The organism is Streptomyces sp. NPDC033174 (assembly GCF_055577795.1).
The window spans coordinates 390,261-412,482 of record NZ_JBVIPQ010000004.1; the positions used below are offsets into that span (position 1 = coordinate 390,261).

Genomic DNA, 22,222 nt, shown 5'->3' on the forward strand with positions numbered 1-22,222 from the left:
GCGAAGGAGCTCCTGCCATGGCCACACAATCAGTGGTGCCCCCGCGGCACCAAGCACGGCACCGGGCCCGGCACAGCGCACTCGGCTGGGCGCTGCCCCTCACTCTGGGCGTGATCTACGGCCTGTACACGGCGGCCGTCGAGCGCGGCGGCGGGGTCATCACCTGGGGAATCGTCGTGCTCGGCGTGGTCTCGGGCGCGGTCCTGGCCGGGGCATGCTTCCTCCTGGGCCGTACGCAGAAGTCGCTGCCGCGCGAGCTGCGGGCCGCCGCCTACGCCGCGCTGACCGGCATCGCGGTGGGCTTCCTCTTCAGCCTGTCCCACGCCAGCGTGCTCCAGTCGACGGCGCTGGCGCTCGCGATGGCCGCGGCGATGTTCTGTGTGGCGTTCTACGTCTTCTACACACGCGAGTGACGGGTCCCCGAGCTTGCGCTGACGGGTACCCGAGCGTGCGCGGCACCTGAACCGAACGCGTACGACGGCCCTCCGCGGGCGGGGCTCCTCCGCCCGCGGAGGGCCGTCGCCCGTCTGGCGCACACCCCGCCGCGGTCGGAGACCGGGTGGAGCGAACTCCGACCCCCGGGATCTCACAGGCGGGGGGCGAACCCGATCGAAGTCCGCCCCCGCACCCTGGTTCGCCGCCCGCTACTTCAGGCGCAGCTCCGCCAGCTGATCGGCGAAGGGGACGACCTCGTCCTCCTCCCGAGCCGGAGCCGGACGGGCCTCCATCAGCTCCGCCAGCTCGCCGCCGGCCCGGTCGATCCGGGACGGCAGGCCCGCCGTCCACTCGTCGCCGCCAGAGCCCCAGTCCTCCGACGCCGCGTACACCGCGGTCGGCACGACCAGCGCCCGCAGATAGGCGAACAGCGGCCGCAGCGCGTGGTCGAGGGCGAGCGAGTGGCGGGCCGTGCCTCCGGTCGCCGCGATCAGGACCGGCTTCCCGCTCAGCGCCTCGGGGTCGATCAGATCGAAGAACGACTTGAAGAGTCCGCTGTAGGAGGCGGTGAAGACGGGCGACACGGCGATCACCCCGTCCGCGCCGGTCACCGCGTCGACGACGGCCCCGAGCTCGGGCGACGGAAAGCCGGTGACCAGATTCTTCGCGATGTCGACGGCGTGGTCGCGCAGTTCCACGACCTGGACCTCCACCGGCCGGCCCCGCTCGGTGAGCCGCTCCTCGGCAGCCCTGGCGAGCCGGTCGGCGAGCAGCCGCGTGGACGACGGCCGGCTCAGACCGGCGGATACGGCCACCAGCTTCAGCGTGGGCAGCGTGTGCATGGGGTCAGGCCTCCTGGGTGCGTACGGCGGGGTGGAGCGGCGCGGTCGCGGGCACACCGGCCGGTCGCAGATTGGCGAACTCCTTGCGCAGCACCGGCACGACCTCTTCGCCGAGGATGTCGAGCTGCTCGAACACAGTCTTCAGGGGGAGCCCGGCGTGGTCGAGCAGGAACAGCTGCCGCTGGTAATCGCCGACGTACTCGCGGAAGGACAGGGTGCGGTCGATGACCTGCTGCGGGGAGCCGACGGTCAGCGGGGTTTGCGAGCTGAACTCCTCCAGGGACGGGCCGTGCCCGTAGACGGGCGCGTTGTCGAAGTAGGGCCGGAACTCCCGTACCGCGTCCTGGGAGTTCTTGCGCATGAAGACATGACCGCCCAGACCGACGACGGCCTGCTCGGGAGTGCCGTGGCCGTAGTGGGCGTAGCGCTGCCGGTAGAGGCGGACCATCTTCTCGGTGTGCTCCTTGGGCCAGAAGATGTGGTTGGCGAAGAAGCCGTCTCCGTAGTACGCGGCCTGCTCGGCGATCTCGGGGGAGCGGATGGAGCCGTGCCAGACGAACGGCGGGACGCCGTCCAGCGGGCGCGGGGTCGAGGTGAAGCCCTGGAGCGCCGAGCGGAACTTCCCCTCCCAGTCGACGACGTCCTCGCGCCACAGCCGGTGGAGGAGGGCGTAGTTCTCGATGGCGAGCGGGATGCCCTGGCGGATGTCCTGCCCGAACCACGGGTAGACCGGGCCGGTGTTGCCCCGGCCCATCATCAGGTCGACGCGGCCGTCGGCGAGGTGCTGGAGCGTCGCGTAGTCCTCGGCGATCTTCACCGGGTCATTGGTGGTGATCAGCGTCGTGGACGTGGAGAGGATCAGCTTCTCGGTGCGCGCGGCGATGTGGCCCAGCAGGGTCGTCGGCGAGGACGGCACGAAGGGCGGGTTGTGGTGCTCACCCGTCGCGAAGACGTCGAGACCGACCTCCTCCGCCTTGAGGGCGATGGCGACCGTGTTCTTGATCCGCTCGTGTTCGGTCGGCGTACGACCGGTGGTCGGGTCGGTCGTCACATCACCGACGGTGAAGATCCCGAACTGCATCGTGCTCACCTCTCGCGGGCGATCCGGCTGGATCCGTCTGCTTTATTTGGTTGAATCTTAAACTGACCCTCTCAACCGCACGGCCCGCGCCCCTATTCCCCGGCCCGTACCCTGGTCCCCATGAGCGAGAAGGACGGGGACCACGAGCGCTGGAAGGAACGCGGCGTCGCCCTGCGCGTCTTCGTGTACGTCTTCGCCACGCACGCCTTCGCCGGATTCGTCTGGCTCCTCTTCTACGTCGGTGAGAACGCCCAGAGGTAGGCGTCCCATACCCCTCCCGTAGAGTTCGCCGACGTGAGCTCCGTACCCCCACCAGCGATATCCGTCGTCGGGATCGGCGCGGACGGATGGGACGGCCTCCCCGGCCCCTCCCGGGCCGCCCTGCGTGACGCCGAAGCCGTCCTCGGCGGCCCCCGTCAGCTGGACCTGCTGCCCGCCGAGTGCGCCGGCGAACGGATCGCCTGGCCCACACCGCTGCGCCCCTCCGTCCCCGGTCTGCTGGCCGCCCACGCCGGCCGCCGCCTCGCGGTCCTGGCCAGCGGCGACCCCATGTTCTACGGGATCGGCCGCACCCTCGCCGAGATCGCCGGCGCGGACCGCCTCCGGGTCCTGCCCCACCCCTCCTCCGTCTCGTACGCCTGCGCCCGCCTCGGCTGGCCCCTGGAGGACACCGGGACCGTCACCCTCGTCGGCCGGCCCCTCGCGTCCCTGGCCGCCGCCCTGCACCACGGGCGGCGCCTCCTCGTCCTCAGCGCGGGCGCCACGACACCCGGCGAGGTGGCCGGGCTGCTGCGCGAGCGGGGCTTCGGACCCAGCCGGCTGACCGTCCTGGAGCAGCTGGGCTCCGAGCGGGAGAACGCGCTGCACGGAACCGCCGACACGTGGGACCGGGCTCCGGGCGACGCCCTCAACGTCATCGCCGTCGACTGCGTACGCGCCCCCGGCGCCCTGCGGCTCGGCGCCTCGGCCGGACTGCCCGACGAGGCGTACGAGCACGACGGCCAGCTCACCAAGCGCCACGTCCGCGCCGCCACCCTCGCCGCGCTCGCGCCCGCGCCCGGCGAGCTGCTGTGGGACATCGGCGGAGGCTCGGGCTCGATCGGTATCGAGTGGATGCGCACCCACCGCTCCTGCCGGGCGATCACCGTCGAGCGGGACCCGGAGCGGGCCGCCCGCATCGCCCGCAACGCCTCCGCCCTGGGTGTCCCCGCCCTCCGTGTCGTCACCGCCGCAGCCCCCGCCGGGCTGACCGAACTGCCCGCGCCCGACGCCGTGTTCATCGGGGGTGGGCTCACCGCTCCCGGTCTCCTGGACGCCTGCTGGGACGCGCTGCCCCCGGGCGGCCGGCTGGTCGCCAACACCGTCACCCTGGAGTCCGAGGCGCTGCTCGCCGACCGGTACCGGACGCACGGCGGCGAACTCGTACGGCTCGCGGTCGCCCACGCCGTCCCGGTGGGCGGCTTCACCGGCTGGCGCCAGGCGATGCCGGTCACCCAGTGGTCCGTCACCAAGAAAGAAGCATCAGCATGACCGTCTACTTCATCGGCGCGGGCCCCGGGGCCGCCGACCTGATCACGGTGCGCGGCGCCCGTACGCTCGCGTCCTGCGGGGTCTGCCTGTACGCCGGCTCCCTCGTCCCCCGCGAACTCCTCGCCGAGTGCCCGCCCAACGCACGCCTCGTCGACACCGCCCAGCTGGACCTGGACCAGATCGTCGCCGAGATCGTCCGCGCGCACGCGGAGGGCCAGGACGTGGCCCGGCTGCACTCCGGGGACCCGTCCGTCTTCAGCGCGGTCGCCGAGCAGATGCGGCGCCTCGACGCGGAGGGCATCGACTACGAAGTCGTCCCCGGCGTCCCCGCGTTCGCGGCGGCTGCCGCCGCGCTCAAGCGGGAGCTGACCGTCCCCACGGTCGGCCAGACGGTCATCCTCACCCGCATCGCCCAGCAGGCCACCCCCATGCCGCCCGGCGAGGACCTGGCGACCCTGGGCCGCAGCGGCGCGCTCCTGGTCCTGCACCTGGCCGCCCGCTACGTCGACCGGGTCGTCGGCGAACTGCTCCCGCACTACGGCGCCGACTGCCCGGCGGCGGTCGTCGCGATGGCGAGCCGCCCGGACGAGGTGGTGCTGCGGGGCACCCTGGACGACATCGCCGCGCAGACCAAGGCGGCGGGGATCACGAAAACGGCGGTGATTCTGGTGGGCCGCACGCTGGCCGCCTCCCAGTTCCGGGACAGCCACCTGTACGACCCGGAACGGGACCGGCACGTCTGCTGAGCCCGTCCGAGGCCGGCCCGAGCCCCCTCGCGGCGGCGCTCAGCGCGTTTCGAGGACCTTCGCCACGAACGCCCCCACGTTGCCCGTCATCCGCTCGACCCGCTCGTCGAGCGTGAGCGTCTCCTCGTAGCGGGGCCGCGTCGCCGGCTGCCGCTTCTCCCGGACGTAGAGAGGGCACGCCAGGTCGGCGCAGGCGTAGATGCCGACGGTGTTTCCCTGGCGGCCCGCCGCGCCCGCCCGCGGCGCGGCGAAGAGGGACACCCCGGAGGAGGCGTGGCCGGTCAGACAGAACTGGCACAGGCTCGACTTGATCGCGCTCGTGCGGACCTTGTCCGGGGTCCGCAGGGTGATGCCGACGGGGCCGCCGTCGGCTCCCGGCACCACGAGGTGGCTGCGCAGGGGCGCGCCCGGGTCGCGCCAGCCCAGGAAGTCGAGGTCGGCCCAGGGCAGCTCCCCGAAGTCGAGGGGGAGCTTGAGGCGGGCGGCCTCACCCTTGGAGCAGTTGGCGAACGAGCCGCGGATCTGTTGTTCGGTGAGAGGTTCCACGCCGGAGAACGGTACGGAAGAGGACGGATCGAGGCATCCGGGTTTCCGCCCGGGCTGCCTCAGGAGCCGTGGACCTCGGTCACTTCCAGCACCCGCGCCGTGATTCCCCCGGCCGTCCCCAGCGCCGCGCGCTGCGGAGACGCCAGGAACGACTCGTACGCCTCCTTGTCCGGGAAGCGCAGCAGGTGCACCTCCGCGAGGCCGTCGCCCGTGCGCAGGCGCCGCTCCAGGCGTCCGCCGTGGGCGGGCAGGAGCGCCAGGACGGCGTCCTCGTAGCGAAGGGCCGCTTCCGCCGCGTCCTCGGGAAAGTCGACGAGCACGGCGAGCTGGAAGGAGAGCGCGGCCCCGTCCAGCGGCTTCCAGAAGGTCACGTCGCTGTGCCCGCCCGGAATTCCCGGCGTGCGGCCCGTCTCCACATAGCCGTGGCGCAGATAGAAGGGCGGGGCCTGGAAGGAGTACGAGGAGACGGTCATCCGCGTGCAGCCGCGGCGTCGCGCCTCCTCCTCGGCCGCGCGCATCACCTTGCTGCCCCAGCCGCCGTGCCGGTGGTCGGCGCGCACCCACAGCAGCTTGATGAAACCGCAGCCGCCCCAGGTCGCGCCCGTCAGCCCGCCGATGAGCTCGCCGTCGGCGTCGGTGACCCGGACGGACAGGCCGGCCTCGTCGTAGGCACCGGTCGTCCGCTGGTTGAAGGCGGTCAGCTCGTCGCCGAGCCGCTCCTCGAGCTGCTCGTCCTCGCCGCCCACCGTCAGGTTCACTCGTCGTCCTCCAGGTCGCCCTCGGTCTCCAGGAAGACCTGCCGCAGCCGCTCCAGGACCTCCGGGTCCGGCTTGGCCCACATGCCCCGGGACTCCGCCTCCAGGAGGCGCTCCGCGATGCCGTGCAGCGCCCACGGATTGGCCTCCTGGAGGAAGGCGCGGTTCTCCGGGTCGAGGACGTACGCCTCGGTGAGCTTGTCGTACATCCAGTCGGCCACGACCCCGGTCGTCGCGTCGTACCCGAAGAGGTAGTCCACGGTCGCCGCCAGCTCGAACGCGCCCTTGTAGCCGTGGCGCCGCATCGCCTCGATCCAGCGCGGGTTGACGACGCGTGCCCGGAAGACGCGGGACGTCTCCTCGACCAGGGTCCGGGTGCGGACGGTCTCGGGGCGGGTCGAGTCGCCGATGTAGGCCTCGGGGGCCGTGCCCCGCAGCGCGCGCACGGTCGCCACCATGCCGCCGTGGTACTGGAAGTAGTCGTCCGAGTCCGCGATGTCGTGCTCGCGGGTGTCCGTGTTCTTCGCGGCCACCGCGATCCGCTTGTACGCGGTCTCCATCTCCTCGCGAGCCGGACGCCCGTCGAGCTCGCGGCCGTACGCGTAGCCGCCCCACACCGTGTACACCTCGGCGAGGTCGGAGTCGGTGCGCCAGTCCCGGGAGTCGATGAGCTGGAGGATGCCCGCGCCGTACGTCCCCGGCCGGGAGCCGAAGATCCGGGTGGTGGCCCGCCGCTCGTCGCCGTGCTCCGCCAGGTCCGCCTGCGTGTGGGCCCGTACGTGGTTCTGCTCGGCCGGCTCGTCGAGCGACGCCGCGAGCCGCACCGCGTCGTCGAGCAGCGCGATGGTGTGCGGGAAGGCGTCCCGGAAGAAGCCCGAGATGCGCAGCGTGACGTCGATACGGGGACGGCCCAGCTCCGCGAGCGGGATCGCCTCCAGGCCGTTGACCCGGCGCGAGGCGTCGTCCCAGACGGGACGGATGCCCAGCAGGGCCAGGGCCTCGGCGACGTCGTCGCCGGAGGTGCGCATCGCGCTCGTGCCCCACAGGGACAGGCCCACGGAGGTCGGCCAGTCGCCGTTGTCGCTGCGGTAGCGCTCCAGCAGCGAGTCGGCCAGTGCCTGGCCGGTCTCCCACGCGAGACGCGAGGGGACGGCCTTCGGGTCGACGGAGTAGAAGTTCCGGCCGGTGGGAAGCACGTTGACCAGGCCGCGCAGCGGCGAGCCGGACGGCCCAGCCGGGACGAAGCCGCCGTTCAGCGCGTGGACGGCGTGGTCGAGTTCGTCGGTCGTCGCGGCGAGGCGCGGCACGACCTGGCGGGCGGCGAAGTCGAGGATGTCGACGACCGCCTGGGGATGACCGGCGGCCACGGTCGCGACGGATCCCGGGTTCCAGTCGGCGTCCTCCATCGCCTGGACGAGCGCGCGGGCGGCGGCCTCCGTCTCGTCGGCGGCGGTGCGGGTCGCGGCCGACTCGTCCAGGCCCAGCGCCTCGCGCAGGCCGAGGAGCGCCTGCGTTCCGCCCCAGATCTGGCGGGCGCGAAGGATGGACAGCACCAGGTTGACCCGCTCGGGGCCGGTCGGGGCGCCGCCGAGGACATGCAGGCCGTCGCGGATCTGCGCGTCCTTGACCTCGCACAGCCAGCCGTCGACGTGGAGCAGGAAGTCGTCGAACCCGTCGTCGTCGGGGCGGTCTTCGAGCCCGAGGTCGTGGTCGAGCTTGGCGGCCTGGATCAGCGTCCAGATCTGCGCGCGGATCGCCGGAAGCTTCGCCGGGTCCATCGAGGAGATCGCCGCGTACTCGTCGAGCAGCTGCTCCAGGCGGGCGATGTCACCGTAGGACTCGGCCCGCGCCATCGGCGGTACGAGATGGTCGACGAGGGTCGCGTGGACGCGCCGCTTGGCCTGCGTGCCCTCGCCCGGGTCGTTGACGAGGAAGGGGTAGACCAGCGGCAGGTCACCGAGGGCGGCGTCGGGGCCGCACGCGGCGGACAGACCCGCGTTCTTGCCGGGCAGCCACTCCAGGTTGCCGTGCTTGCCCAGGTGGACCATGGCGTCGGCGCCGAAACCGCCGTCGTCCGCCGAGGCGGCGATCCAGCGGTAGGCGGCCAAGTAGTGGTGCGACGGCGGCAGGTCGGGGTCGTGGTAGATCGCGATCGGGTTCTCGCCGAAGCCGCGCGGCGGCTGGATGAGGACCAGCAGATTGCCGCGCCGCAGCGCGGCGAGGACGATGTCGCCCTCCGGGTTGCGGGAGCGGTCCAGGAACATCTCGCCGGGCGGCGGGCCCCAGTGCCGCTCGACCGATTCCCGGAGTTCGGCCGGCAGGGTCGCGTACCAGCGCTTGTAGTCGGCGGCCGGGATACGGACCGGGTTGCGGGCGAGCTGCTCCTCGGTGAGCCAGTCCTGGTCGTGGCCGCCCGCCTCGATCAGCGCGTAGATCAGCTCGTCGCCGTCGCCGGAGACGAGACCGGGTACCTCCTCCCGGCCGAAGTCGTATCCCTCGGTCTGGAGGCGGCGCAGCAGGGCGACGGCGGAGGCGGGGGTGTCGAGGCCGACCGCGTTGCCGATGCGGGAGTGCTTGGTCGGGTACGCGGAGAGGACCAGCGCGAGGCGCTTCTCGGCGTTCGGGATGTGCCGCAGACGCGCGTGGCGCACGGCGATCCCGGCGACCCGGGCCGCGCGCTCGGCGTCGGCGACGTACGCGGGCAGGCCGTCCTCGTCGATCTCCTTGAAGGAGAAGGGGACGGTGATGAGGCGGCCGTCGAACTCGGGCACCGCGACCTGGCTGGCGGCGTCGAGCGGCGAGAGGCCCTCGTCGTTCTCCTCCCAGGCGCTGCGCGGGCCGGTCAGGCACAGCGCCTGCAGGATCGGTACGTCGAGGGCGGCGAGCGCGCCCGCGTCCCAGGCCTCCTCGTCGCCGCCGGCCTGCGCCTCGGCGGGCTTGGTGCCGCCGGCCGCGAGCACGGTGGTGACGATCGCGTCGACGGAGCCGAGGCGCCGCAGCAGTTCGGGCTCGGGAGCCCGCAGGGACGCCACGTACAGCGGCAGCGCCTGGGCGCCCTTGTCCTCGATGGCGGCGCAGAGCTCGGCGACGAAGGCGGTGTTGCCGCTCATGTGGTGGGCGCGGTAGTAGAGCACGGCGACGGTCGGGCCGTCGGTGCGTCCGGGAGTGCGCTCCAGCGGGCCCCACGTCGGCGCGGCGGCGGGCGGCTCGAAGCCGTGGCCGGTGAGCAGGACCGTGTCGGACAGGAAGCGGGCGAGCTGTTCCAGATTGTCCGGTCCGCCGTGCGCGAGGTAGGCGTGCGCCTCGGTCGCGACACCGATGGGGACGGTGGAGGCCTCCATCAGCTGCGCGTCGGGAGCCTGTTCGCCGGTGAGGACGACCAGCGGCTTCTGGGCGGCGCGGAGGACGTCCAGTCCCTCCTCCCAGGCGCGGACGCCGCCGAGGAGGCGTACGACGACCAGGTCGGCGTCCTCCAGGAGGGCGGGCAGGTCGCCGGTCGTCAGCCGGGACGGGTTCGCGAACCGGTAGGCGACCGGACCGCCGGCCGCGCGGGCGCTGAGCAGGTCGGTGTCGGAGTGCGACAGCAGCAGGATCACGTGCGCAGGCCCTTCCTCGGGGTTGTCCGCGCCCCGGGTGGTCGTATGGACGGCGGGAGTTCCTGACTCACCGGACCTTTCGGCCGGCTCACAGTGGCGGGACCGCGCCGGAATCTCACCGGGCTTCCTCCCTAGGGTCGTGGACCCTGTGCCGTTCTGCATAGTAGAGGCTGCCCGTACCGGGCAGGGGGGCGCCCGCGAGCACGTGGGTATGCTCGCCGCCATGCCGCCCACCCCACCCACAACGCCCAACAGGGGCGAACCTCTCATACGGGACCGTGGCGACGCCTGTCCCGGGGCGCTCCGGCTGCACCCCGCCGATGACGGGCGCCTGGCCCGACTCCGCCTGCCCGCAGGCAGGTTGACGCGCCGTCAGGTACTCACGCTGGCCGACGCAGCGGAGACTCTGGGTGACGGGCATCTCAGCATCACCTCGCGTGGCAACGCCGAGCTGCGGGGCCTGGGCGAGGGCTGTGGGGCGGATCTCGCCGAGCTCCTCGCGGAGGCCGGTCTGCTGCCCTCCGAGACGCACGAGCGTGTCCGGAACGTGGTGGCGTCCCCGGCGGCGGGTCTGGACGGACTGGGCTCCGGCGACGTGCAGTTGTGGGCCCGGGAGCTCGACGCGCTGCTGTGCGCGACGGACTGGGCGGCGGCGCTTTCCGGTCGTTTTCTCTTCGTCCTCGACGACGGACGGGGGGATGTGGCGGGACTGGCCGGCGATGTGACCTTGATCGCAGAGACCGGGGACGTGCCCCGGGGGATCGGGGGTGCGGCGCGGGGGGCGGCGATTCCGGCGCACGAGTCCTCGGCACCGGAGCTCGCGGAGGTGCCACGGGAGCTCGCCGGCGCGGCGCGGGGGGCTGCGGACGCGGCGCCGGAGCGCATCGATGTGTCACCGGCCACGGCGGGTGCCGCGCGGGTGACCCTGCACGTCGGCGGCCGTGCCTTCCGTGTCGCCGCCGCCGACGCCCCCCGGGCCGCCCTCGTCGCGGCGGAGGCCTTCCTCGCGGCCGCCCGCGCGGCCGGAAACGGCGCCTGGCGCGTGCGCGAGCTGCCCGCCGGGCAGGAACCGGACGTGGCGGCGTACGCGGAGCGGGCGGGGATCGCGGCGGAGCCCGTACCCCCCGCGCCCCTGCCCACCGGCGCGCCCCCCGCCCCCGGCCTCCTCGGCGACACCGCGCTGTCGGTCCTCGCGCCGCTCGGCCGCCTCTCCGTCGCCCAACTGCGGGCCCTGCTGCCCGCCGTGGACACCGGCGAAGTGCGGCTCACCCCGTGGCGCGGCGCGGTCGTCACCGGCTTCGCGGACCGCGCCGCCGCCGGGGCGCGGCTGCGGGAGCTCGCGGCCGAGGGCCTGATCACCACCCCCGAATCGCCCTGGGCCGGCGTCGGCGCCTGCACCGGGCGCCCCGGTTGCGCCAAGTCCCTCTCCGACGTCCGCGCGGACGCCGCCCCCGGCCTCACCGGCGGCCTCGCCCCCGGCCCCGGCGGGCTGCCCGTCCACTTCTCCGGCTGCGAGCGGCGCTGCGGCCATCCGCACGGCGCGTGGGTGGATGTGGTCGCGACGGCCGACGGCCAGTACGACGTGAACGGCGTCCCCACCCCCCGTACCTCACTGGCCGCCGCGGTCTCGGCGGCCCGTACCCGTCCCCGTACCCCTCCCGGCACCACGAGATGAGCGAGAGCAGAGTGTTCGACTACGAGAAGGACGGCGCGGAGATCTACCGCCAGTCCTTTGCCACCATCCGCGCCGAGGCGGATCTCGCGGGCCTGCCCGCCGACGTCAGCCAGGTCGCCGTACGGATGATCCACGCCTGCGGGATGGTCGACCTCGTCCGCGATCTCGCCTACACGCCCCAGGTGGTGGCCCGCGCCCGCGAGGCGCTGCGCGCCGGGGCGCCCATCCTGTGCGACGCGCAGATGGTCGCGAGCGGCGTGACCCGCAAGCGCCTGCCCGCCGACAACGACGTCCTCTGCACACTCTCCGACCCGTCCGTGCCGGGGCTCGCCGCCGACCTCGGCACCACCCGCAGCGCCGCCGCCCTGGAGCTGTGGCGGGACCGCCTCGAGGGGTCGGTCGTCGCCATCGGCAACGCGCCCACCGCGCTCTTCCGCCTCCTGGAGATGATCGAGCAGGGCGCGCCCCGCCCGGCCGCCGTCATCGGCATACCGGTCGGCTTCATCGGAGCGGCCGAGTCCAAGGACGCGCTCGCCGCACATGTGTCGGGCGTCGACCACCTGGTGGTCCGGGGACGCCGGGGCGGCAGCGCGATGGCCGCGGCCGCGATCAACGCGATTGCGAGTGAGGTGGAATGAGCGGGCAGCCCTTGCTCGGGAAGCTGTACGGAGTGGGCCTCGGCCCCGGCGATCCGAACCTGATGACCGTACGGGCCGTCCAGGTCATCGCCGAGGCGGACGTCGTGGCGTACCACTCCGCGCGCCACGGCCGGTCGATCGCCCGCTCGATCGCGGCCGCGCACATCCGCGAGGACCACATCGAGGAGCGGCTGATGTACCCGCTCACCGTCGAGACGACGGACCACCCCGGCGGCTACCGGGGCGCGCTCGACGACTTCTACGAGGAGGCGTCGGCCCGGCTCGCCGAGCACCTCGACGCCGGCCGCACGGTCGCCGTCCTCGCGGAGGGCGACCCGCTCTTCTACGGCTCGTACCAGCACATGCACAAGCGGCTCGCGCACCGCTACCCGACCGAGGTCGTCCCCGGTGTCACCTCCGTCAGCGCGTCGGCGGCCCGGCTCGGCACCCCGCTGTGCGAGGCCGAGGAGGTCCTGACGATCATCCCCGGCACGCTGCCGGAGGAGGAGCTGACGGCCCGTCTCGCCGCGACCGACTCGGCGGTGGTGATGAAGCTCGGCCGCACCTTCCCGACGGTCCGGCGCGCGCTGGAGCGCGCGGGACGCCTGGAGGACGCGCGGTACGTCGAACGCGCCACGATGGAGGGCGAGCGGACGGGGTCCCTGGCGGACATCGACGCGGACTCGGTCCCGTACTTCTCGGTGGCCGTGCTGCCGTCCCGTATCGACGCGGTGGTCCCCGAGGCGCGCGAGCGCGGCGAGGTCGTCGTCGTCGGCACGGGCCCGGCGGGCGCGCCCTGGCTCACGCCGGAGTCCCGGGGGGCGCTGGCGAACGCGGACGACCTCGTCGGATACACGACGTATCTGGACCGGGTGCCCGTACGGCCGGGGCAGCGCCGGCACGGCTCCGACAACAAGGTCGAGTCCGAACGGGCCGAGTTCGCCCTGGACCTGGCCCGTCGGGGGCGGCGCGTCGCCGTCGTCTCGGGCGGCGACCCGGGCATCTTCGCGATGGCCACGGCGGTACTGGAGGTGGCGTCGCAGGAGGCGTACGCGGACGTTCCCGTACGGGTCCTGCCGGGCGTGACGGCGGCGAACGCGGCGGCGGCCCGCGCCGGCGCCCCGCTGGGCCACGACTACGCGACGATCTCGCTCTCCGACCGGCTCAAGCCCTGGGAGGTCATCGCGGAACGCCTGCGCGCGGCCGTGACGGCCGACCTGGTCCTCGCCCTCTACAACCCCGGCTCCGCCAGCCGCACCTGGCAGGTGGCGAAGGCCCGCGAACTCCTCCTGGAACACCGCGCCCCGGACACCCCGGTGGTCGTGGCCCGCGACGTCGGCGGCCCCTCGGAATCGGTCCGAGTGCTCCCACTGGTGGACCTGGACCCGACGGAGGTCGACATGCGCACGCTGCTCCTGATCGGCTCCTCCCAGACCCAGGCGGTCCGCCGCGGCGACGGCGCCATGGTGGCGTGGACCCCGAGGCGGTACCCGGAGGGGTAGGAACGGGCCGGGCCACGCGGTGGCCGGGGCGGACCGGGGGGTGGCTGGTTTCCGGCCCGGACCCCGGTCCTGCCCGGGGCCCGGCCTCCCGGATCGGGCACGCCAACCACCCCGTGCCACGGCCCCGGCTGGCGCGTGCGGCCCCACCCCCGCGCTACCGGTGTGTTCCAGCGCCCGCGCCCCAGGCCCCGGGCCCATTGAGGAGGCCCCGGGCCACGTGCCGCCGCAGCCGCCTTGTCACGGGAGGCGGCCGACATCCCGCCGCGATGCGAAACCGCCGCCCACCCTTCATCCCAGCCCTTGCTCCATCTATCGATAGTCGATAGATTCCCATCGTGACTCGATGGAAGGGTGGGCTATGGGAAAGCTGACAGTGGCCGCGCTGCGCGCCGTGCTTGTGGTGGTGCTCGCCGGCACCGTGTGCGTACAGGCGCTAATGGTGTGGGCGTTGGCCACCGACCCGGAGGACGGGTCGCTCCCGCTGACCCCGCTGCGCGTGCTCACGATCCTGGGCTTGGTGTCGGCCCAGGTCGGCCTGGTCTGCGTATGGCGGCTGGTGACGATGGTGCGACGCGGAACCGTGTTCTCCCACGCGGCCTTCCGGTATGTGGACGTCGTGATCGGCGCGATCGTGGCGGCTGCCCTGGTGTGGTTCGCGGTCACGGCCCTCAATGCGCCGGGCCAGCGGGAAGACCCGGGTGTCACCGTCATCATGGGCGGGATTGGCGTGGCCATCCTGGGGGTCGCGCTCTTCGTGCTCGTGCTGCGGATGCTGCTCGCCCAGGCTGTCGCGCGTGACGTCGAAGCGTCGCAGATGCGGGCCGAGTTGGACGAGGTGATCTGATGCCGATCGCCGTCGACATCGACGTGATGCTGGCCAGGCGGAAGATGTCCGTGGGCGAGCTCGCGGACCGCGTAGGGATCACCCCCGCCAACCTGGCGGTACTCAAGAACGGCCGCGCCAAGGCGGTGCGCTTCGCGACGCTCGCCGCGCTCTGCGAGGTGCTGAGTTGCCAGCCGGGCGACCTGCTGCGCTGGGAGGCCGAGGACGTCGAGGGCGGATGACGTGCCCCAGGGCGGACGGGAAATCTGGAAGTAGGTCCAATCCGGGGAGCAGGACCGAAAGCCGGTTCTGCCCCTGGCCGGTGAACAGCTCCTCCGGCATCGCGACGTCGAAGGAGCTGCGACGGTGCGCCGGCTCGGCTGAGGGCAGAGGACGACCACAGGTCGCCTGACCCGGCGGCCCAGGCCGGTGCCGCGGCCGGCCCAAGCCGACCCGTGGCGTCAGCCCAGAGGCCCCTCGTCCTCGGTCTGCGGCGCCCGCGTCGACAGTTCCGCCCACACCAGCTTGCCCGGCCCGTTCCTGTCGGTGACGCCCCAGCGGTGGGCCAGCACGTCGACCACGGGCAGCCCCCAGCCGCCGCTCGCGTCCTCGCCCGGCAGTGCCATGAGCGGGCGGACCTCGGAGGCGTCGTGGACCTCGATCCGGAGGCCGTCCGGGACGGGGGCGAAGCGGGTCTCGATCTCCCGGCCCGGTACGCGCGCATGGCGCACGGCGTTGGTGAGCAGCTCCGAGAGGACGAGCGAGGCACTGTCCTCGATCCGGCTCAGCCCCCAACCGGCCAGCGCGGCACGCAACTCCGCCCGCGCGCGCCCGACCGAACGCGGGCTGCGGCTCCAGCGCCGGACCATCGTCGGCTCCTGTTCCATCAGGCCACCTCCACGCCGTGGATCATCCGGGGCCCCACGTCGACGCCGTGGGCGGCGAGCCAGAGGGCTCGCCGCCGCTGCCGCTGAAGCCGGACCTTTTCCCGTTCTTCGTACGCAGTCAGATACGGACGTACGAGCCTGCTGTCCTCACCGCGCAAAGGGGTGCACGGGAAGGAGACGGGGGCCGGGGGTGCCGCGTGACCCGCGCGCGGCGGGGGGCCGGTGCGGCGACGGCGGCCCGACGGGGGGAGTAACAGCCGCAGCAGCGGCTCGAAGAGACGGTGGACGACCCTTACTGAGGTGCCCTTTGAGAAGCGGCGGTGGTCGGAAATGAGCACGGCTTGTCTCCCTGACTCGTGAGCTTCATCTCTAGAGAGGTCGTCTCAGTGAAGTGAGTGCCGGGAGGGGTGTCCATGCTTCTCTAGAGAACTCATCCGATCGAGTCGCGGAGTGGGGAGTCGGTCGGCCCCTTAGGGTGTCCGGAGCGGAAGGAAGTGATCGGTTTCATGGCGCAGGGTGACGACCGGCGGCCCAAGTACCAGCGGATCGCGGACGAGTTGAAACAGGCCGTCCGTACCGGTGTGTACGGGCCCGGGGATCGGCTGCCGGGGGAGAACGACCTCATGACCACCTACGAGGTGGCCCGGATGACCGCCCGCCAGGCGTTGGGCGTCCTTCAGAACGAAGGGCTCGCCGAAGCGCGCAAGGGCGCCGGCGTGTACGTGCGGGCCTTCAAGCCCCTTCGCAGGCGCGGAATCCCCCGGCTCGCCCGGGACCAGTGGGGGTCCGGCCGGTCCGTATGGGGCGTCGACATCGATGACCGTCCGCTGATCGTCGACCAGGTCGAGGTCACCGAGGAGGAGGCCGAGGACAGGGTCGCCGGGGCGCTCGGGCTGTCTGCCGGGGTGTTGGTCTGTGTCAGGAGGCGGCGCTTCGTGCTCGAGGGGAAGCCCGTGCTCCTCGCCACGTCCTATCTGCCCGCCGCTCTCGTGGCAGGTTCCGCGATCACGCGGGAGGACACCGGCCCCGGCGGGGTCTACGCCCGTCTCGCCGAGCTCGGGCACGAGCCCGCGCGCTTCCGGGAGGAGATCCGCAGCCGGATGCCGACCGCCGAGGAGGCGGAGCGGCTGGTGCTGCCCGCGGGCACACCCGTGGTCCTGATCTGCCGGACGGCCCGTACCCGCGACGGCGGGATCGTCGAAGTCAACGAGATGACGCTCGACTCCGGTTCCTATGTGCTGGAGTACGACTTCGACGCCTGAGGCAGCCCCCGGCGGCCCGTCTCGCCGCCCGCTCCGGACCCTCCGCCGCCACCTCAGGCCTCCCCGGTGCCGGGGGCCACTCGCTCTGCCCGAGGCCCGTCGGCCGCAGTGTGGACATGGCGTCGTAATCCACGAGCTCGGGCGTCCACGTCGCGCAGGGTCAGGCGCCCCGAGCCAGGGCCGCCACCCACCCCGCCGCCTCCGCCGGCGTCGTCGCCGTCGGGATGCCCTCCGGGGTCGGGGGGCGGCGGACGATGATCACGGCGAGGCCCGCCTCTCGGGCCGCGCGGAGCTTGGGGGCCGTCGCCGCGCCCCCGCTGTCCTTGGTCACCAGGACGTCGATGCGGTGGCGCCGCAAAAGCTCCCGTTCGCCGTCCAGGGAGAAGGGGCCCCGGTCCAGGAGGACTTCCATACGGGCCGGCGCGGGGGGTTCCGGGGCGTCCACGCTGCGGACCAGGAACCAGGCGGCGCAGGACGCGAAGGCCGACAGCCCCATCCGGCCCGTCGTCAGGAAGACCCGCTCGCCGAGGGTGTCCACGAGGGAGGCCGCCTCCTCCAGGGAGCCGGCCGGGTGCCAGGTGTCGCCCTCCACGGGGGCCCACCCGGGACGGCGGAGCGCCAGCAGGGGAACATGGGCCAGGTCGGCGGCGTACGCCGCGTTGAAACTGATCGTCCCGGCGAAAGGATGGGTGGCGTCGATGACCGCGTCCACCTGGTGCTCGCGCAGCCACCCGGCCAGGCCCTCCGCCCCGCCGAAGCCCCCGATCCGCACCTCGCCCGGCGGCAGCCTCGGCGACGCGACCCGGCCCGCGAGCGAGTTCGTGACGCGTACCGTCGGATGCAGCAGCCCGGCCAGGGCGCGGGCCTCGGTCGTACCTCCGAGGATCAGGACGTGCATGGGGATTCCTTCATGACGGCGAGCGGCGGGCGCACCGGCCAACTCAAGCACACCGGTCTGCGGCCCGGCTGGACCACCGGTGCCTGTGCCACCGCGGCCACCACCGCCGCGTACACCGCGCTGCTCACCGGCGACTTCCCGGACCCGGTGACCATCACGCTCCCGAAGGGGCAGACGCCCGCCTTCGCCCTCGCCGTCGAGGACATCACCGGCCCCGCCGTGACGGCGGGCGTGGTCAAGGACGCCGGTGACGACCCGGACGTCACCCATGGGGCGCTGATCCGGGCGACGGTGCGGGCCCTCCCGGCCGGTTCCGGGGTCGTCTTCCGAGCCGGCCCCGGCGTCGGGACCGTCACCCTCCCCGGTCTCCCCCTGGAGGTGGGCGAGCCGGCCATCAACCCCGTGCCCCGCCAGATGATGCGCGACCACATCGCGCGGGTCGCGGAGCGCCACGGCGGCAGCGGCGACGTGGAGATCACCGTCTCCGTCGACCACGGCGAGGAGATCGCCCGCTCCACCTGGAACCCCCGCATCGGCATCCTCGGCGGCCTCTCCATCCTCGGCACCACCGGGATCGTCGTCCCGTACTCCTGCTCCGCCTGGATCGACTCCATCCGGCGCGGCGTCGACGTGGCGCGGGCGGCAGGACTCACGCATGTCGCCGGATGCACCGGGTCCACCTCCGAGAAGACCGTCACCGCGCTCTACGACCTCCCCGAGCTCGCCCTGCTCGACATGGGCGACTTCGCCGGGGCGGTGCTCAAGTACGTACGCCGGCATCCCGTCGACCGGCTCACCATCTGCGGCGGATTCGCCAAGCTCTCCAAGCTCGCCGCCGGCCATCTCGACCTGCACTCGGCCCGTTCGCAGGTGGACAAGGGTTTCCTCGCCGAACTGGCCCGCCGGGGCGGTGCGGACGACGCCCTGGCCGCCGAGATCGCCGTCGCCAACACGGGGCTCGCGGCGCTCCAGCTCTGCGCCGCCGCCGGTGTCCCGCTCGGCGATCTGGTCGCCGCCACCGCCCGCGACCAGGCCCTCGCCGTACTGCGCGGGGCGCCGGTCACCGTGGACGTCGTCTGTATCGACCGGGCGGGGACGGTCGTCGGCCGCTCCGAGCCGTCCCGGCCGCGCTGACGGGGAAGGCCCCTGCCGCGGCACCAGCGAGAGTGCCGTCGGCGATGTCGGCCGGGCCGGTGAAGTGGACGGCGTACCTCCACCCGTCCGGGGTCCGTACGGGACGAGGCTGGTCGGCGTCCCGAGGGCGCGCCAGTACGGCCGCCGTTTGCTCGCCATGCCGGGACGGTACTGCGGACTCACCGCCCATGCGGCGCGTCCGGCGTCACCGGGGACGTACGCGCCCCGACCGTCCGGATAAACGGATGGTCGGGGGCGAGCATGACGCGGCAGGATGCTCCGCATGCCATTGCCCACCCCCGAGCTGCGCACCGCCCGCCTGCGACTGAGGCCGTTCACCGACGCCGACGCGGCGCCGCTCTACGCGCTGCACAGCAGCGCCAGCGTGCTGCGCTACTGGGACTCCCCGCCTTGGACCGAACCGGCCTGCGCCCAGCGCTTCATCGCGACCTGCCGGACGATCGCGGAGGAAGGCACGGGAGCGCGGGTGGCCGTCGACCGCGTCTCCGACGGCGCGTTTATCGGCTGGTGCGGCCTGACCAGCTGGAACCCGGACTTCCGCAGCGCGTCCCTGGGCTACGTCTTCGCCGCTGCCGCCTGGGGCCACGGCTACGCCACGGAGACCGCCCACGCCGTCCTGCGGTGGGCGTTCGACACCCTGGACCTGAACCGCGTCCAGGCCGAGGCCGACACCCGCAACGTGGCGTCCGCTCGGATCCTGGAGAAGCTCGGCTTCGTTCGCGAAGGCACCCTCCGCGAGGACTGCGTCGTCAACGGCGACGTCTCCGACTCCTGGGTTTTCGGCCTCCTCCGCCGCGAGTGGCACCCGACGGCTGGCCGTTAGGACCGAGACCTGCCCGCCTTTCGGTCCGCAACCCCACCGAGGTCACCGTGCCGCTCCGGCGAGCTCAACGTCTTCGCTTGCCCCACCGATCTAGGGCTTGGTGCCCGCAGCCCCCGCGAACATGGATTCCCTCCTGGAACTCATCGAGGATGGCCTGCTCAGTGCCCAACCCACCTCAGTTGCCCCATCTAGATTGAGACAAGTCCTACTCGCCGTCGCACTCAGTCTGAGGCACACCTGGCCACAGGTGGCTACGTAGGTGAGGGCGAAGAGCGGATGTCGGTGATTCCTGGCGGAGGAATAGTCAACAGTTGTGGATCGGTTGGGTGCGCCATCAGCTCAGTCGAGACGGTCCTTTGCACGCCCAGCCCTCCGCCAGAGCACCGTCATCCCGAGCGTCAGTATGCTCAGGGCCGCGACCACGATGGCGACCTTGATCGCGCGGTCCAGCAACAAGTGGTGAAGGAGGTCGGACGACTCCGCCCCAAGGCTGGTCATCGCCCACCACCTTGTCGGCGCGACCAGGACGCACCGCTCTGCCTGTCCTCGAACCGTCGGGCGGCGGCACGCAGTCCGGCCCTCACCACGGGGTCCGCATAGCGGCGCACTTCATCGAGCCTGCCCCTGCGCTTGAGGGTCAGGGCAATGGCGAAGACCAGCAGCGCCAGCACCACGAGGCCGCCCACGACCAGGCCGAACCTGATGAGCATGAGATTGAGATACGTCTCCACGAAGAACCCTCCACCCGTTTTATCACGCCTGTGATACTTCCTTTGTATCACAGGCGTGATAAAACGAGTGCATGCCCAAGTACGTAGACCCGGACGCTCGCCGCCGACTCGTCGTCGACGCGTTGTTCCGAGTCGTCGTCCGCGATGGCCTGCAGCGCACCTCACTGCGAGCCGTCGCCGACGAGGCCCAGCTCAACATCGGCTCTCTGCGCCACTACTTCGCCAGCCAGCAGGACCTGATGCGGTTCGCGATGCAGTCGATGCTCGACCGGGTCGGCGGTCGACTGCTCGAACACATTGAGAACATCGGCGATCTGGGCAGCTACCCCCGCCCGGAACAGCTCCGGCTCGCAGCCGGTCTTCTGGCCGAGCTTCTGCCTCTCGACGAACGCCGCCGCGCCGAGGTCACCGTCTTCCTGGACTTCAACACGACCGCCCGCACCAACCCGGCCTTCGGCGACCTGTCCCGCCAGGCCGCCGAAGGCACGAGAAGTCTCGTGCGCCGCGTGCTCGCCCGGCTCAACACATCAGGCACCCTGCGCCCCGGCCTCGACGTCGACATCCAGACCGAGCGGTTGACCGCGCTCCTGGATGGGCTCGGCCTCAACGCCGTCCTGCACCCCCAGCTCCTGAACCCGCGGGCATGCATGGATGCACTGCTCACACACTTGGACGATCTGTCATTGCCTGTTGAGACCCCGAGCCCGGCGCACTGACCTCGGTGATTTGAGGTGAGTCAGGCGGCGTGAGCCTCGGCGAGATGCTTTCGATGAGAAGTAGCAGCACCTGGGAGCGGTGGGGGCGGTCGGCCAGGTAAGTCGGATGTCGATTCGGCGCTTCGACCGCGAAAGAACAGGTGCGTTCCCAGGGCGGCCGCGCTGCCGAGCCGACGCGAAGATCCGGTGCACCACTCGCCCCCCGCTTGGAAAGTACGGCATCCTTCCCCTTCCTGATCAAGTTGCGTCGGCTGGCACAACACCGAAGGCATCATGAGAGCTGCCGAGCTGCCGAGCTGGCTCACGGGCTCACGGGCTCATGCCCGACGCACGGTGACGCCAGACCCCCTCGCCCGGACGGGGGAGGGAGTCGGTACTGGCGGAGGAGGTGGCCGGGCCGCTGCTCACCGCAGGATGAACCCATGCCCCGATCACACAAGCAGCACCTGGCCGCAGCCCTCACCGCCTGCCTCGGCGCCCTCGCCTACACCGTCAGCAAGGTGGACCTGGCGAGGGAGGGCGAGCTGGGCATGCCGGGCTTCCCCGCGCCGGCTGAGGCCTACGCCGCCGTCGCCAACGTCGAGACCGCCCAACTGGCCAACGCGGCCCTCGGCCTGCTGATGGCCGTCGTTGCGCTGCTCCTCGTGCGCCTGCCGCGGACCCCGCTCGTCCGATGGCCGGCGCTCGTCGTCTCCTGGGCGGGCATCGCAATGGTGGGAGCGGGCGTCCTCGGGTTCGGGGCCCGCGCGGCGGGCCTGGCACCGAGCCTGGGTGCCACCCCTCCCCATATGCTCACCGCGCTCGCGGCATTGCTCGTCGGCGCCGTGTGGGTGACGGCCTGGACCATCGCCGCGGTCTCCGCCATGCGCAGCAGCCGCAGGCGGCCCGCCACCAGCGCCAACCTGTGAAGTTGAGAGTCACCAGCCGGTGCATCGGGTTGGCAGCAGACCATCAACTGCAGAACCCCAACGCCACCGTTGACCCGAGAAGTTGAGCCAGAACCGAAACCGGTGAACAAGGCCACGGCCGGGTACCCCGGGTACCCGCCTTCACCGCCGCACTGGCCGGTGGCCTGGCGCATCTACCCTGGTGTGGCTGCCGGTTGGAGGCAGCCCATGGGAGGGGACGCCTTGTCCGAGGATGATGCGCGGCGCGTGGAGTCGCTGCCTTCGGCACAGGTCACGCGGGTGAGCGCGGCGGGGTCGAGGGACCTGCCGGGCGAACGGTACACGCGGTAGTGCCCGCCGTTGTCCCACTCCTGGGTGAAGTTCCCGGGCGTCTTCCAGTACACCTGCGTCTCGCCGACGCGAACGACGGAGCCCAGGTCGGTCGGCGGCTGCCACGGTGTGCGGTCGACGCCGTCACCGACGACCGTGGCGGAGAACACCGACGGGTTGCCGAGCGCGTCGAGGGCGCGGACGCGGTAGTACCGGGGGGCGTTGAGGGGCGCTTCGTGGTCGTCGTACGACGGCTCGGTGGCCGTTCCGAGCAGCGTGTACGGGCCCGCCGAGGCCGAGGCCGCGTGGACCTCGTAGCGTGCGGCGTCGGCGACGGCCTGCCGGCGCAGCATGGCGTGGTACG

General features: G+C 72.5%; 25 protein-coding genes and 1 riboswitch. Of the genes, 14 read left to right on the forward strand and 11 right to left on the reverse strand.

The annotated features are described in order from the left end of the window. The first annotated feature begins 17 nt into the window (after window positions 1–17). Window positions 18–413: a hypothetical protein gene (locus tag ACZ5VC_RS15365; RefSeq protein ID WP_469120530.1), complete on the forward strand. Its 396-nt coding sequence runs from the start codon at window positions 18–20 to the stop codon at window positions 411–413. Between the two features lie 231 nt (window positions 414–644). Here the strand turns inward: ACZ5VC_RS15365 and ACZ5VC_RS15370 are convergent, their stop codons facing one another. Further along, window positions 645–1,277: an FMN reductase gene (locus ACZ5VC_RS15370; RefSeq protein ID WP_469120531.1), complete on the reverse strand. Its 633-nt coding sequence runs from the start codon at window positions 1,275–1,277 to the stop codon at window positions 645–647. Between the two features lie 4 nt (window positions 1,278–1,281). Beyond that, window positions 1,282–2,358, reverse strand: a complete 1,077-nt coding sequence (locus tag ACZ5VC_RS15375; RefSeq protein WP_469120532.1) for an LLM class flavin-dependent oxidoreductase — start codon at window positions 2,356–2,358, stop codon at window positions 1,282–1,284. Window positions 2,359–2,478: 120 nt separating this feature from the next. On the opposite strand from ACZ5VC_RS15375, the gene ACZ5VC_RS15380 reads away from it, so the two are divergent. Genes ACZ5VC_RS15380 through cobM form a run of 3 tightly spaced genes read left to right on the forward strand, consistent with a single transcriptional unit; the run spans window position 2,479 to window position 4,634 of the window. After that, window positions 2,479–2,619, forward strand: coding sequence for a DUF6126 family protein (locus ACZ5VC_RS15380; RefSeq protein WP_469120533.1), 141 nt, complete (start codon window positions 2,479–2,481; stop codon window positions 2,617–2,619). 33 nt (window positions 2,620–2,652) lie between these two features. Next, on the forward strand, window positions 2,653–3,888 hold the full coding sequence (gene cbiE, locus ACZ5VC_RS15385; protein ID WP_469120534.1) for a precorrin-6y C5,15-methyltransferase (decarboxylating) subunit CbiE: 1,236 nt from the start codon (window positions 2,653–2,655) through the stop codon (window positions 3,886–3,888). Further along, the gene (gene cobM / locus ACZ5VC_RS15390) at window positions 3,885–4,634 is read left to right on the forward strand and encodes a precorrin-4 C(11)-methyltransferase (protein WP_469120535.1); all 750 of its coding nucleotides are present in this window, start codon (window positions 3,885–3,887) and stop codon (window positions 4,632–4,634) included. Before cbiE ends, cobM begins: the two co-directional genes overlap by 4 nt. A 39-nt stretch (window positions 4,635–4,673) precedes the next feature. Here cobM and ACZ5VC_RS15395 read toward each other — a convergent pair whose 3' ends face one another. Genes ACZ5VC_RS15395 through cobN form a run of 3 tightly spaced genes read right to left on the reverse strand, consistent with a single transcriptional unit; the run spans window position 4,674 to window position 9,531 of the window. Beyond that, complete coding sequence (locus tag ACZ5VC_RS15395) at window positions 4,674–5,180, reverse strand: FBP domain-containing protein (RefSeq protein WP_469120536.1); 507 nt, start codon at window positions 5,178–5,180, stop codon at window positions 4,674–4,676. 59 nt (window positions 5,181–5,239) lie between these two features. Further along, on the reverse strand, window positions 5,240–5,938 hold the full coding sequence (locus ACZ5VC_RS15400; protein ID WP_469120537.1) for a GNAT family N-acetyltransferase: 699 nt from the start codon (window positions 5,936–5,938) through the stop codon (window positions 5,240–5,242). Then, window positions 5,935–9,531, reverse strand: coding sequence for a cobaltochelatase subunit CobN (cobN, locus tag ACZ5VC_RS15405; RefSeq protein ID WP_469120538.1), 3,597 nt, complete (start codon window positions 9,529–9,531; stop codon window positions 5,935–5,937). The genes ACZ5VC_RS15400 and cobN overlap by 4 nt, the downstream gene beginning before the upstream one ends. Before the next feature lie 37 nt (window positions 9,532–9,568). Then, a riboswitch (cobalamin riboswitch) is annotated at window positions 9,569–9,702 on the reverse strand. Window positions 9,703–9,742: 40 nt separating this feature from the next. Between cobN and ACZ5VC_RS15410 the strand changes: the two genes are divergently transcribed. From ACZ5VC_RS15410 to ACZ5VC_RS15430, 5 genes are all read left to right on the forward strand, one after another. Continuing rightward, window positions 9,743–11,206, forward strand: coding sequence for a cobalamin biosynthesis protein CobG (locus ACZ5VC_RS15410; protein ID WP_469120539.1), 1,464 nt, complete (start codon window positions 9,743–9,745; stop codon window positions 11,204–11,206). Further along, window positions 11,203–11,844, forward strand: coding sequence for a precorrin-8X methylmutase (locus tag ACZ5VC_RS15415; RefSeq protein ID WP_469120540.1), 642 nt, complete (start codon window positions 11,203–11,205; stop codon window positions 11,842–11,844). Before ACZ5VC_RS15410 ends, ACZ5VC_RS15415 begins: the two co-directional genes overlap by 4 nt. Further along, a complete protein-coding gene (locus ACZ5VC_RS15420; protein ID WP_469120541.1) occupies window positions 11,841–13,346 on the forward strand; it encodes a precorrin-2 C(20)-methyltransferase in 1,506 nt (501 codons plus the stop codon). Before ACZ5VC_RS15415 ends, ACZ5VC_RS15420 begins: the two co-directional genes overlap by 4 nt. A 358-nt stretch (window positions 13,347–13,704) precedes the next feature. Beyond that, on the forward strand, window positions 13,705–14,190 hold the full coding sequence (locus ACZ5VC_RS15425; RefSeq protein WP_469120542.1) for a DUF2975 domain-containing protein: 486 nt from the start codon (window positions 13,705–13,707) through the stop codon (window positions 14,188–14,190). Continuing rightward, window positions 14,190–14,411, forward strand: a complete 222-nt coding sequence (locus ACZ5VC_RS15430) for a helix-turn-helix domain-containing protein (RefSeq protein ID WP_469120543.1) — start codon at window positions 14,190–14,192, stop codon at window positions 14,409–14,411. Before ACZ5VC_RS15425 ends, ACZ5VC_RS15430 begins: the two co-directional genes overlap by 1 nt. Before the next feature lie 219 nt (window positions 14,412–14,630). Here ACZ5VC_RS15430 and ACZ5VC_RS15435 read toward each other — a convergent pair whose 3' ends face one another. Both ACZ5VC_RS15435 and ACZ5VC_RS15440 read right to left on the reverse strand, forming a co-directional pair. Next, window positions 14,631–15,056, reverse strand: a complete 426-nt coding sequence (locus ACZ5VC_RS15435; RefSeq protein WP_469120544.1) for an ATP-binding protein — start codon at window positions 15,054–15,056, stop codon at window positions 14,631–14,633. Next, window positions 15,056–15,394, reverse strand: coding sequence for a hypothetical protein (locus ACZ5VC_RS15440; protein WP_469120545.1), 339 nt, complete (start codon window positions 15,392–15,394; stop codon window positions 15,056–15,058). Before ACZ5VC_RS15440 ends, ACZ5VC_RS15435 begins: the two co-directional genes overlap by 1 nt. Before the next feature lie 168 nt (window positions 15,395–15,562). On the opposite strand from ACZ5VC_RS15440, the gene ACZ5VC_RS15445 reads away from it, so the two are divergent. Then, window positions 15,563–16,318: a GntR family transcriptional regulator gene (locus ACZ5VC_RS15445; protein WP_469120546.1), complete on the forward strand. Its 756-nt coding sequence runs from the start codon at window positions 15,563–15,565 to the stop codon at window positions 16,316–16,318. A gap of 160 nt (window positions 16,319–16,478) precedes the next feature. Here ACZ5VC_RS15445 and ACZ5VC_RS15450 read toward each other — a convergent pair whose 3' ends face one another. After that, window positions 16,479–17,216, reverse strand: a complete 738-nt coding sequence (locus ACZ5VC_RS15450) for a cobalt-precorrin-6A reductase (RefSeq protein ID WP_468709170.1) — start codon at window positions 17,214–17,216, stop codon at window positions 16,479–16,481. Window positions 17,217–17,228: 12 nt separating this feature from the next. Here ACZ5VC_RS15450 and ACZ5VC_RS15455 point away from each other — a divergent pair, with 12 nt between their 5' ends. Both ACZ5VC_RS15455 and ACZ5VC_RS15460 read left to right on the forward strand, forming a co-directional pair. Then, window positions 17,229–18,350: a cobalt-precorrin-5B (C(1))-methyltransferase gene (locus ACZ5VC_RS15455; protein WP_469120811.1), complete on the forward strand. Its 1,122-nt coding sequence runs from the start codon at window positions 17,229–17,231 to the stop codon at window positions 18,348–18,350. A 283-nt stretch (window positions 18,351–18,633) separates the two neighbouring features. Beyond that, window positions 18,634–19,194, forward strand: a complete 561-nt coding sequence (locus ACZ5VC_RS15460; protein ID WP_468709171.1) for a GNAT family N-acetyltransferase — start codon at window positions 18,634–18,636, stop codon at window positions 19,192–19,194. 339 nt (window positions 19,195–19,533) lie between these two features. Here ACZ5VC_RS15460 and ACZ5VC_RS15465 read toward each other — a convergent pair whose 3' ends face one another. Together ACZ5VC_RS15465 and ACZ5VC_RS15470 are read right to left on the reverse strand one after the other, a co-directional pair. Beyond that, complete coding sequence (locus ACZ5VC_RS15465; protein WP_469120547.1) at window positions 19,534–19,692, reverse strand: hypothetical protein; 159 nt, start codon at window positions 19,690–19,692, stop codon at window positions 19,534–19,536. Further along, window positions 19,689–19,925 (reverse strand): hypothetical protein, encoded by a 237-nt coding sequence (locus tag ACZ5VC_RS15470; protein WP_468709173.1) that lies wholly within the window; start codon window positions 19,923–19,925, stop codon window positions 19,689–19,691. The genes ACZ5VC_RS15465 and ACZ5VC_RS15470 overlap by 4 nt, the downstream gene beginning before the upstream one ends. Window positions 19,926–19,996: 71 nt before the next feature. Here ACZ5VC_RS15470 and ACZ5VC_RS15475 point away from each other — a divergent pair, with 71 nt between their 5' ends. Both ACZ5VC_RS15475 and ACZ5VC_RS15480 read left to right on the forward strand, forming a co-directional pair. Further along, window positions 19,997–20,641, forward strand: a complete 645-nt coding sequence (locus tag ACZ5VC_RS15475; protein ID WP_469120548.1) for a TetR/AcrR family transcriptional regulator — start codon at window positions 19,997–19,999, stop codon at window positions 20,639–20,641. A gap of 422 nt (window positions 20,642–21,063) precedes the next feature. Next, on the forward strand, window positions 21,064–21,549 hold the full coding sequence (locus ACZ5VC_RS15480) for a hypothetical protein (protein ID WP_469120549.1): 486 nt from the start codon (window positions 21,064–21,066) through the stop codon (window positions 21,547–21,549). Window positions 21,550–21,722: 173 nt separating this feature from the next. Here ACZ5VC_RS15480 and ACZ5VC_RS15485 read toward each other — a convergent pair whose 3' ends face one another. Then, window positions 21,723–22,211 carry a hypothetical protein gene (locus ACZ5VC_RS15485; RefSeq protein ID WP_469120550.1) on the reverse strand — a complete coding sequence of 163 codons (489 nt, stop codon included), beginning with the start codon at window positions 22,209–22,211 and terminating at the stop codon, window positions 21,723–21,725. Window positions 22,212–22,222: the final 11 nt, after the last annotated feature.

What these genes read in the sequence shown, in the direction of transcription:
- ACZ5VC_RS15365 (WP_469120530.1), top strand. Translation starts at nt 18, where the DNA reads ATGGCCACACAATCAGTGGTGCCCCCGCGGCACCAAGCACGGCACCGG.
- ACZ5VC_RS15370 (WP_469120531.1), bottom strand. Translation starts at nt 1,277, where the DNA reads ATGCACACGCTGCCCACGCTGAAGCTGGTGGCCGTATCCGCCGGTCTG.
- ACZ5VC_RS15375 (WP_469120532.1), bottom strand. Translation starts at nt 2,358, where the DNA reads ATGCAGTTCGGGATCTTCACCGTCGGTGATGTGACGACCGACCCGACC.
- ACZ5VC_RS15380 (WP_469120533.1), top strand. Translation starts at nt 2,479, where the DNA reads ATGAGCGAGAAGGACGGGGACCACGAGCGCTGGAAGGAACGCGGCGTC.
- cobM (WP_469120535.1), top strand. Translation starts at nt 3,885, where the DNA reads ATGACCGTCTACTTCATCGGCGCGGGCCCCGGGGCCGCCGACCTGATC.
- ACZ5VC_RS15410 (WP_469120539.1), top strand. Translation starts at nt 9,743, where the DNA reads ATGCTCGCCGCCATGCCGCCCACCCCACCCACAACGCCCAACAGGGGC.
- ACZ5VC_RS15415 (WP_469120540.1), top strand. Translation starts at nt 11,203, where the DNA reads ATGAGCGAGAGCAGAGTGTTCGACTACGAGAAGGACGGCGCGGAGATC.
- ACZ5VC_RS15420 (WP_469120541.1), top strand. Translation starts at nt 11,841, where the DNA reads ATGAGCGGGCAGCCCTTGCTCGGGAAGCTGTACGGAGTGGGCCTCGGC.
- ACZ5VC_RS15425 (WP_469120542.1), top strand. Translation starts at nt 13,705, where the DNA reads ATGGGAAAGCTGACAGTGGCCGCGCTGCGCGCCGTGCTTGTGGTGGTG.
- ACZ5VC_RS15430 (WP_469120543.1), top strand. Translation starts at nt 14,190, where the DNA reads ATGCCGATCGCCGTCGACATCGACGTGATGCTGGCCAGGCGGAAGATG.
- ACZ5VC_RS15435 (WP_469120544.1), bottom strand. Translation starts at nt 15,056, where the DNA reads ATGGAACAGGAGCCGACGATGGTCCGGCGCTGGAGCCGCAGCCCGCGT.
- ACZ5VC_RS15445 (WP_469120546.1), top strand. Translation starts at nt 15,563, where the DNA reads ATGGCGCAGGGTGACGACCGGCGGCCCAAGTACCAGCGGATCGCGGAC.
- ACZ5VC_RS15450 (WP_468709170.1), bottom strand. Translation starts at nt 17,216, where the DNA reads ATGCACGTCCTGATCCTCGGAGGTACGACCGAGGCCCGCGCCCTGGCC.
- ACZ5VC_RS15455 (WP_469120811.1), top strand. Translation starts at nt 17,229, where the DNA reads ATGACGGCGAGCGGCGGGCGCACCGGCCAACTCAAGCACACCGGTCTG.
- ACZ5VC_RS15460 (WP_468709171.1), top strand. Translation starts at nt 18,634, where the DNA reads ATGCCATTGCCCACCCCCGAGCTGCGCACCGCCCGCCTGCGACTGAGG.
- ACZ5VC_RS15465 (WP_469120547.1), bottom strand. Translation starts at nt 19,692, where the DNA reads ATGACCAGCCTTGGGGCGGAGTCGTCCGACCTCCTTCACCACTTGTTG.
- ACZ5VC_RS15475 (WP_469120548.1), top strand. Translation starts at nt 19,997, where the DNA reads ATGCCCAAGTACGTAGACCCGGACGCTCGCCGCCGACTCGTCGTCGAC.
- ACZ5VC_RS15480 (WP_469120549.1), top strand. Translation starts at nt 21,064, where the DNA reads ATGCCCCGATCACACAAGCAGCACCTGGCCGCAGCCCTCACCGCCTGC.
- ACZ5VC_RS15485 (WP_469120550.1), bottom strand. Translation starts at nt 22,211, where the DNA reads ATGCTGCGCCGGCAGGCCGTCGCCGACGCCGCACGCTACGAGGTCCAC.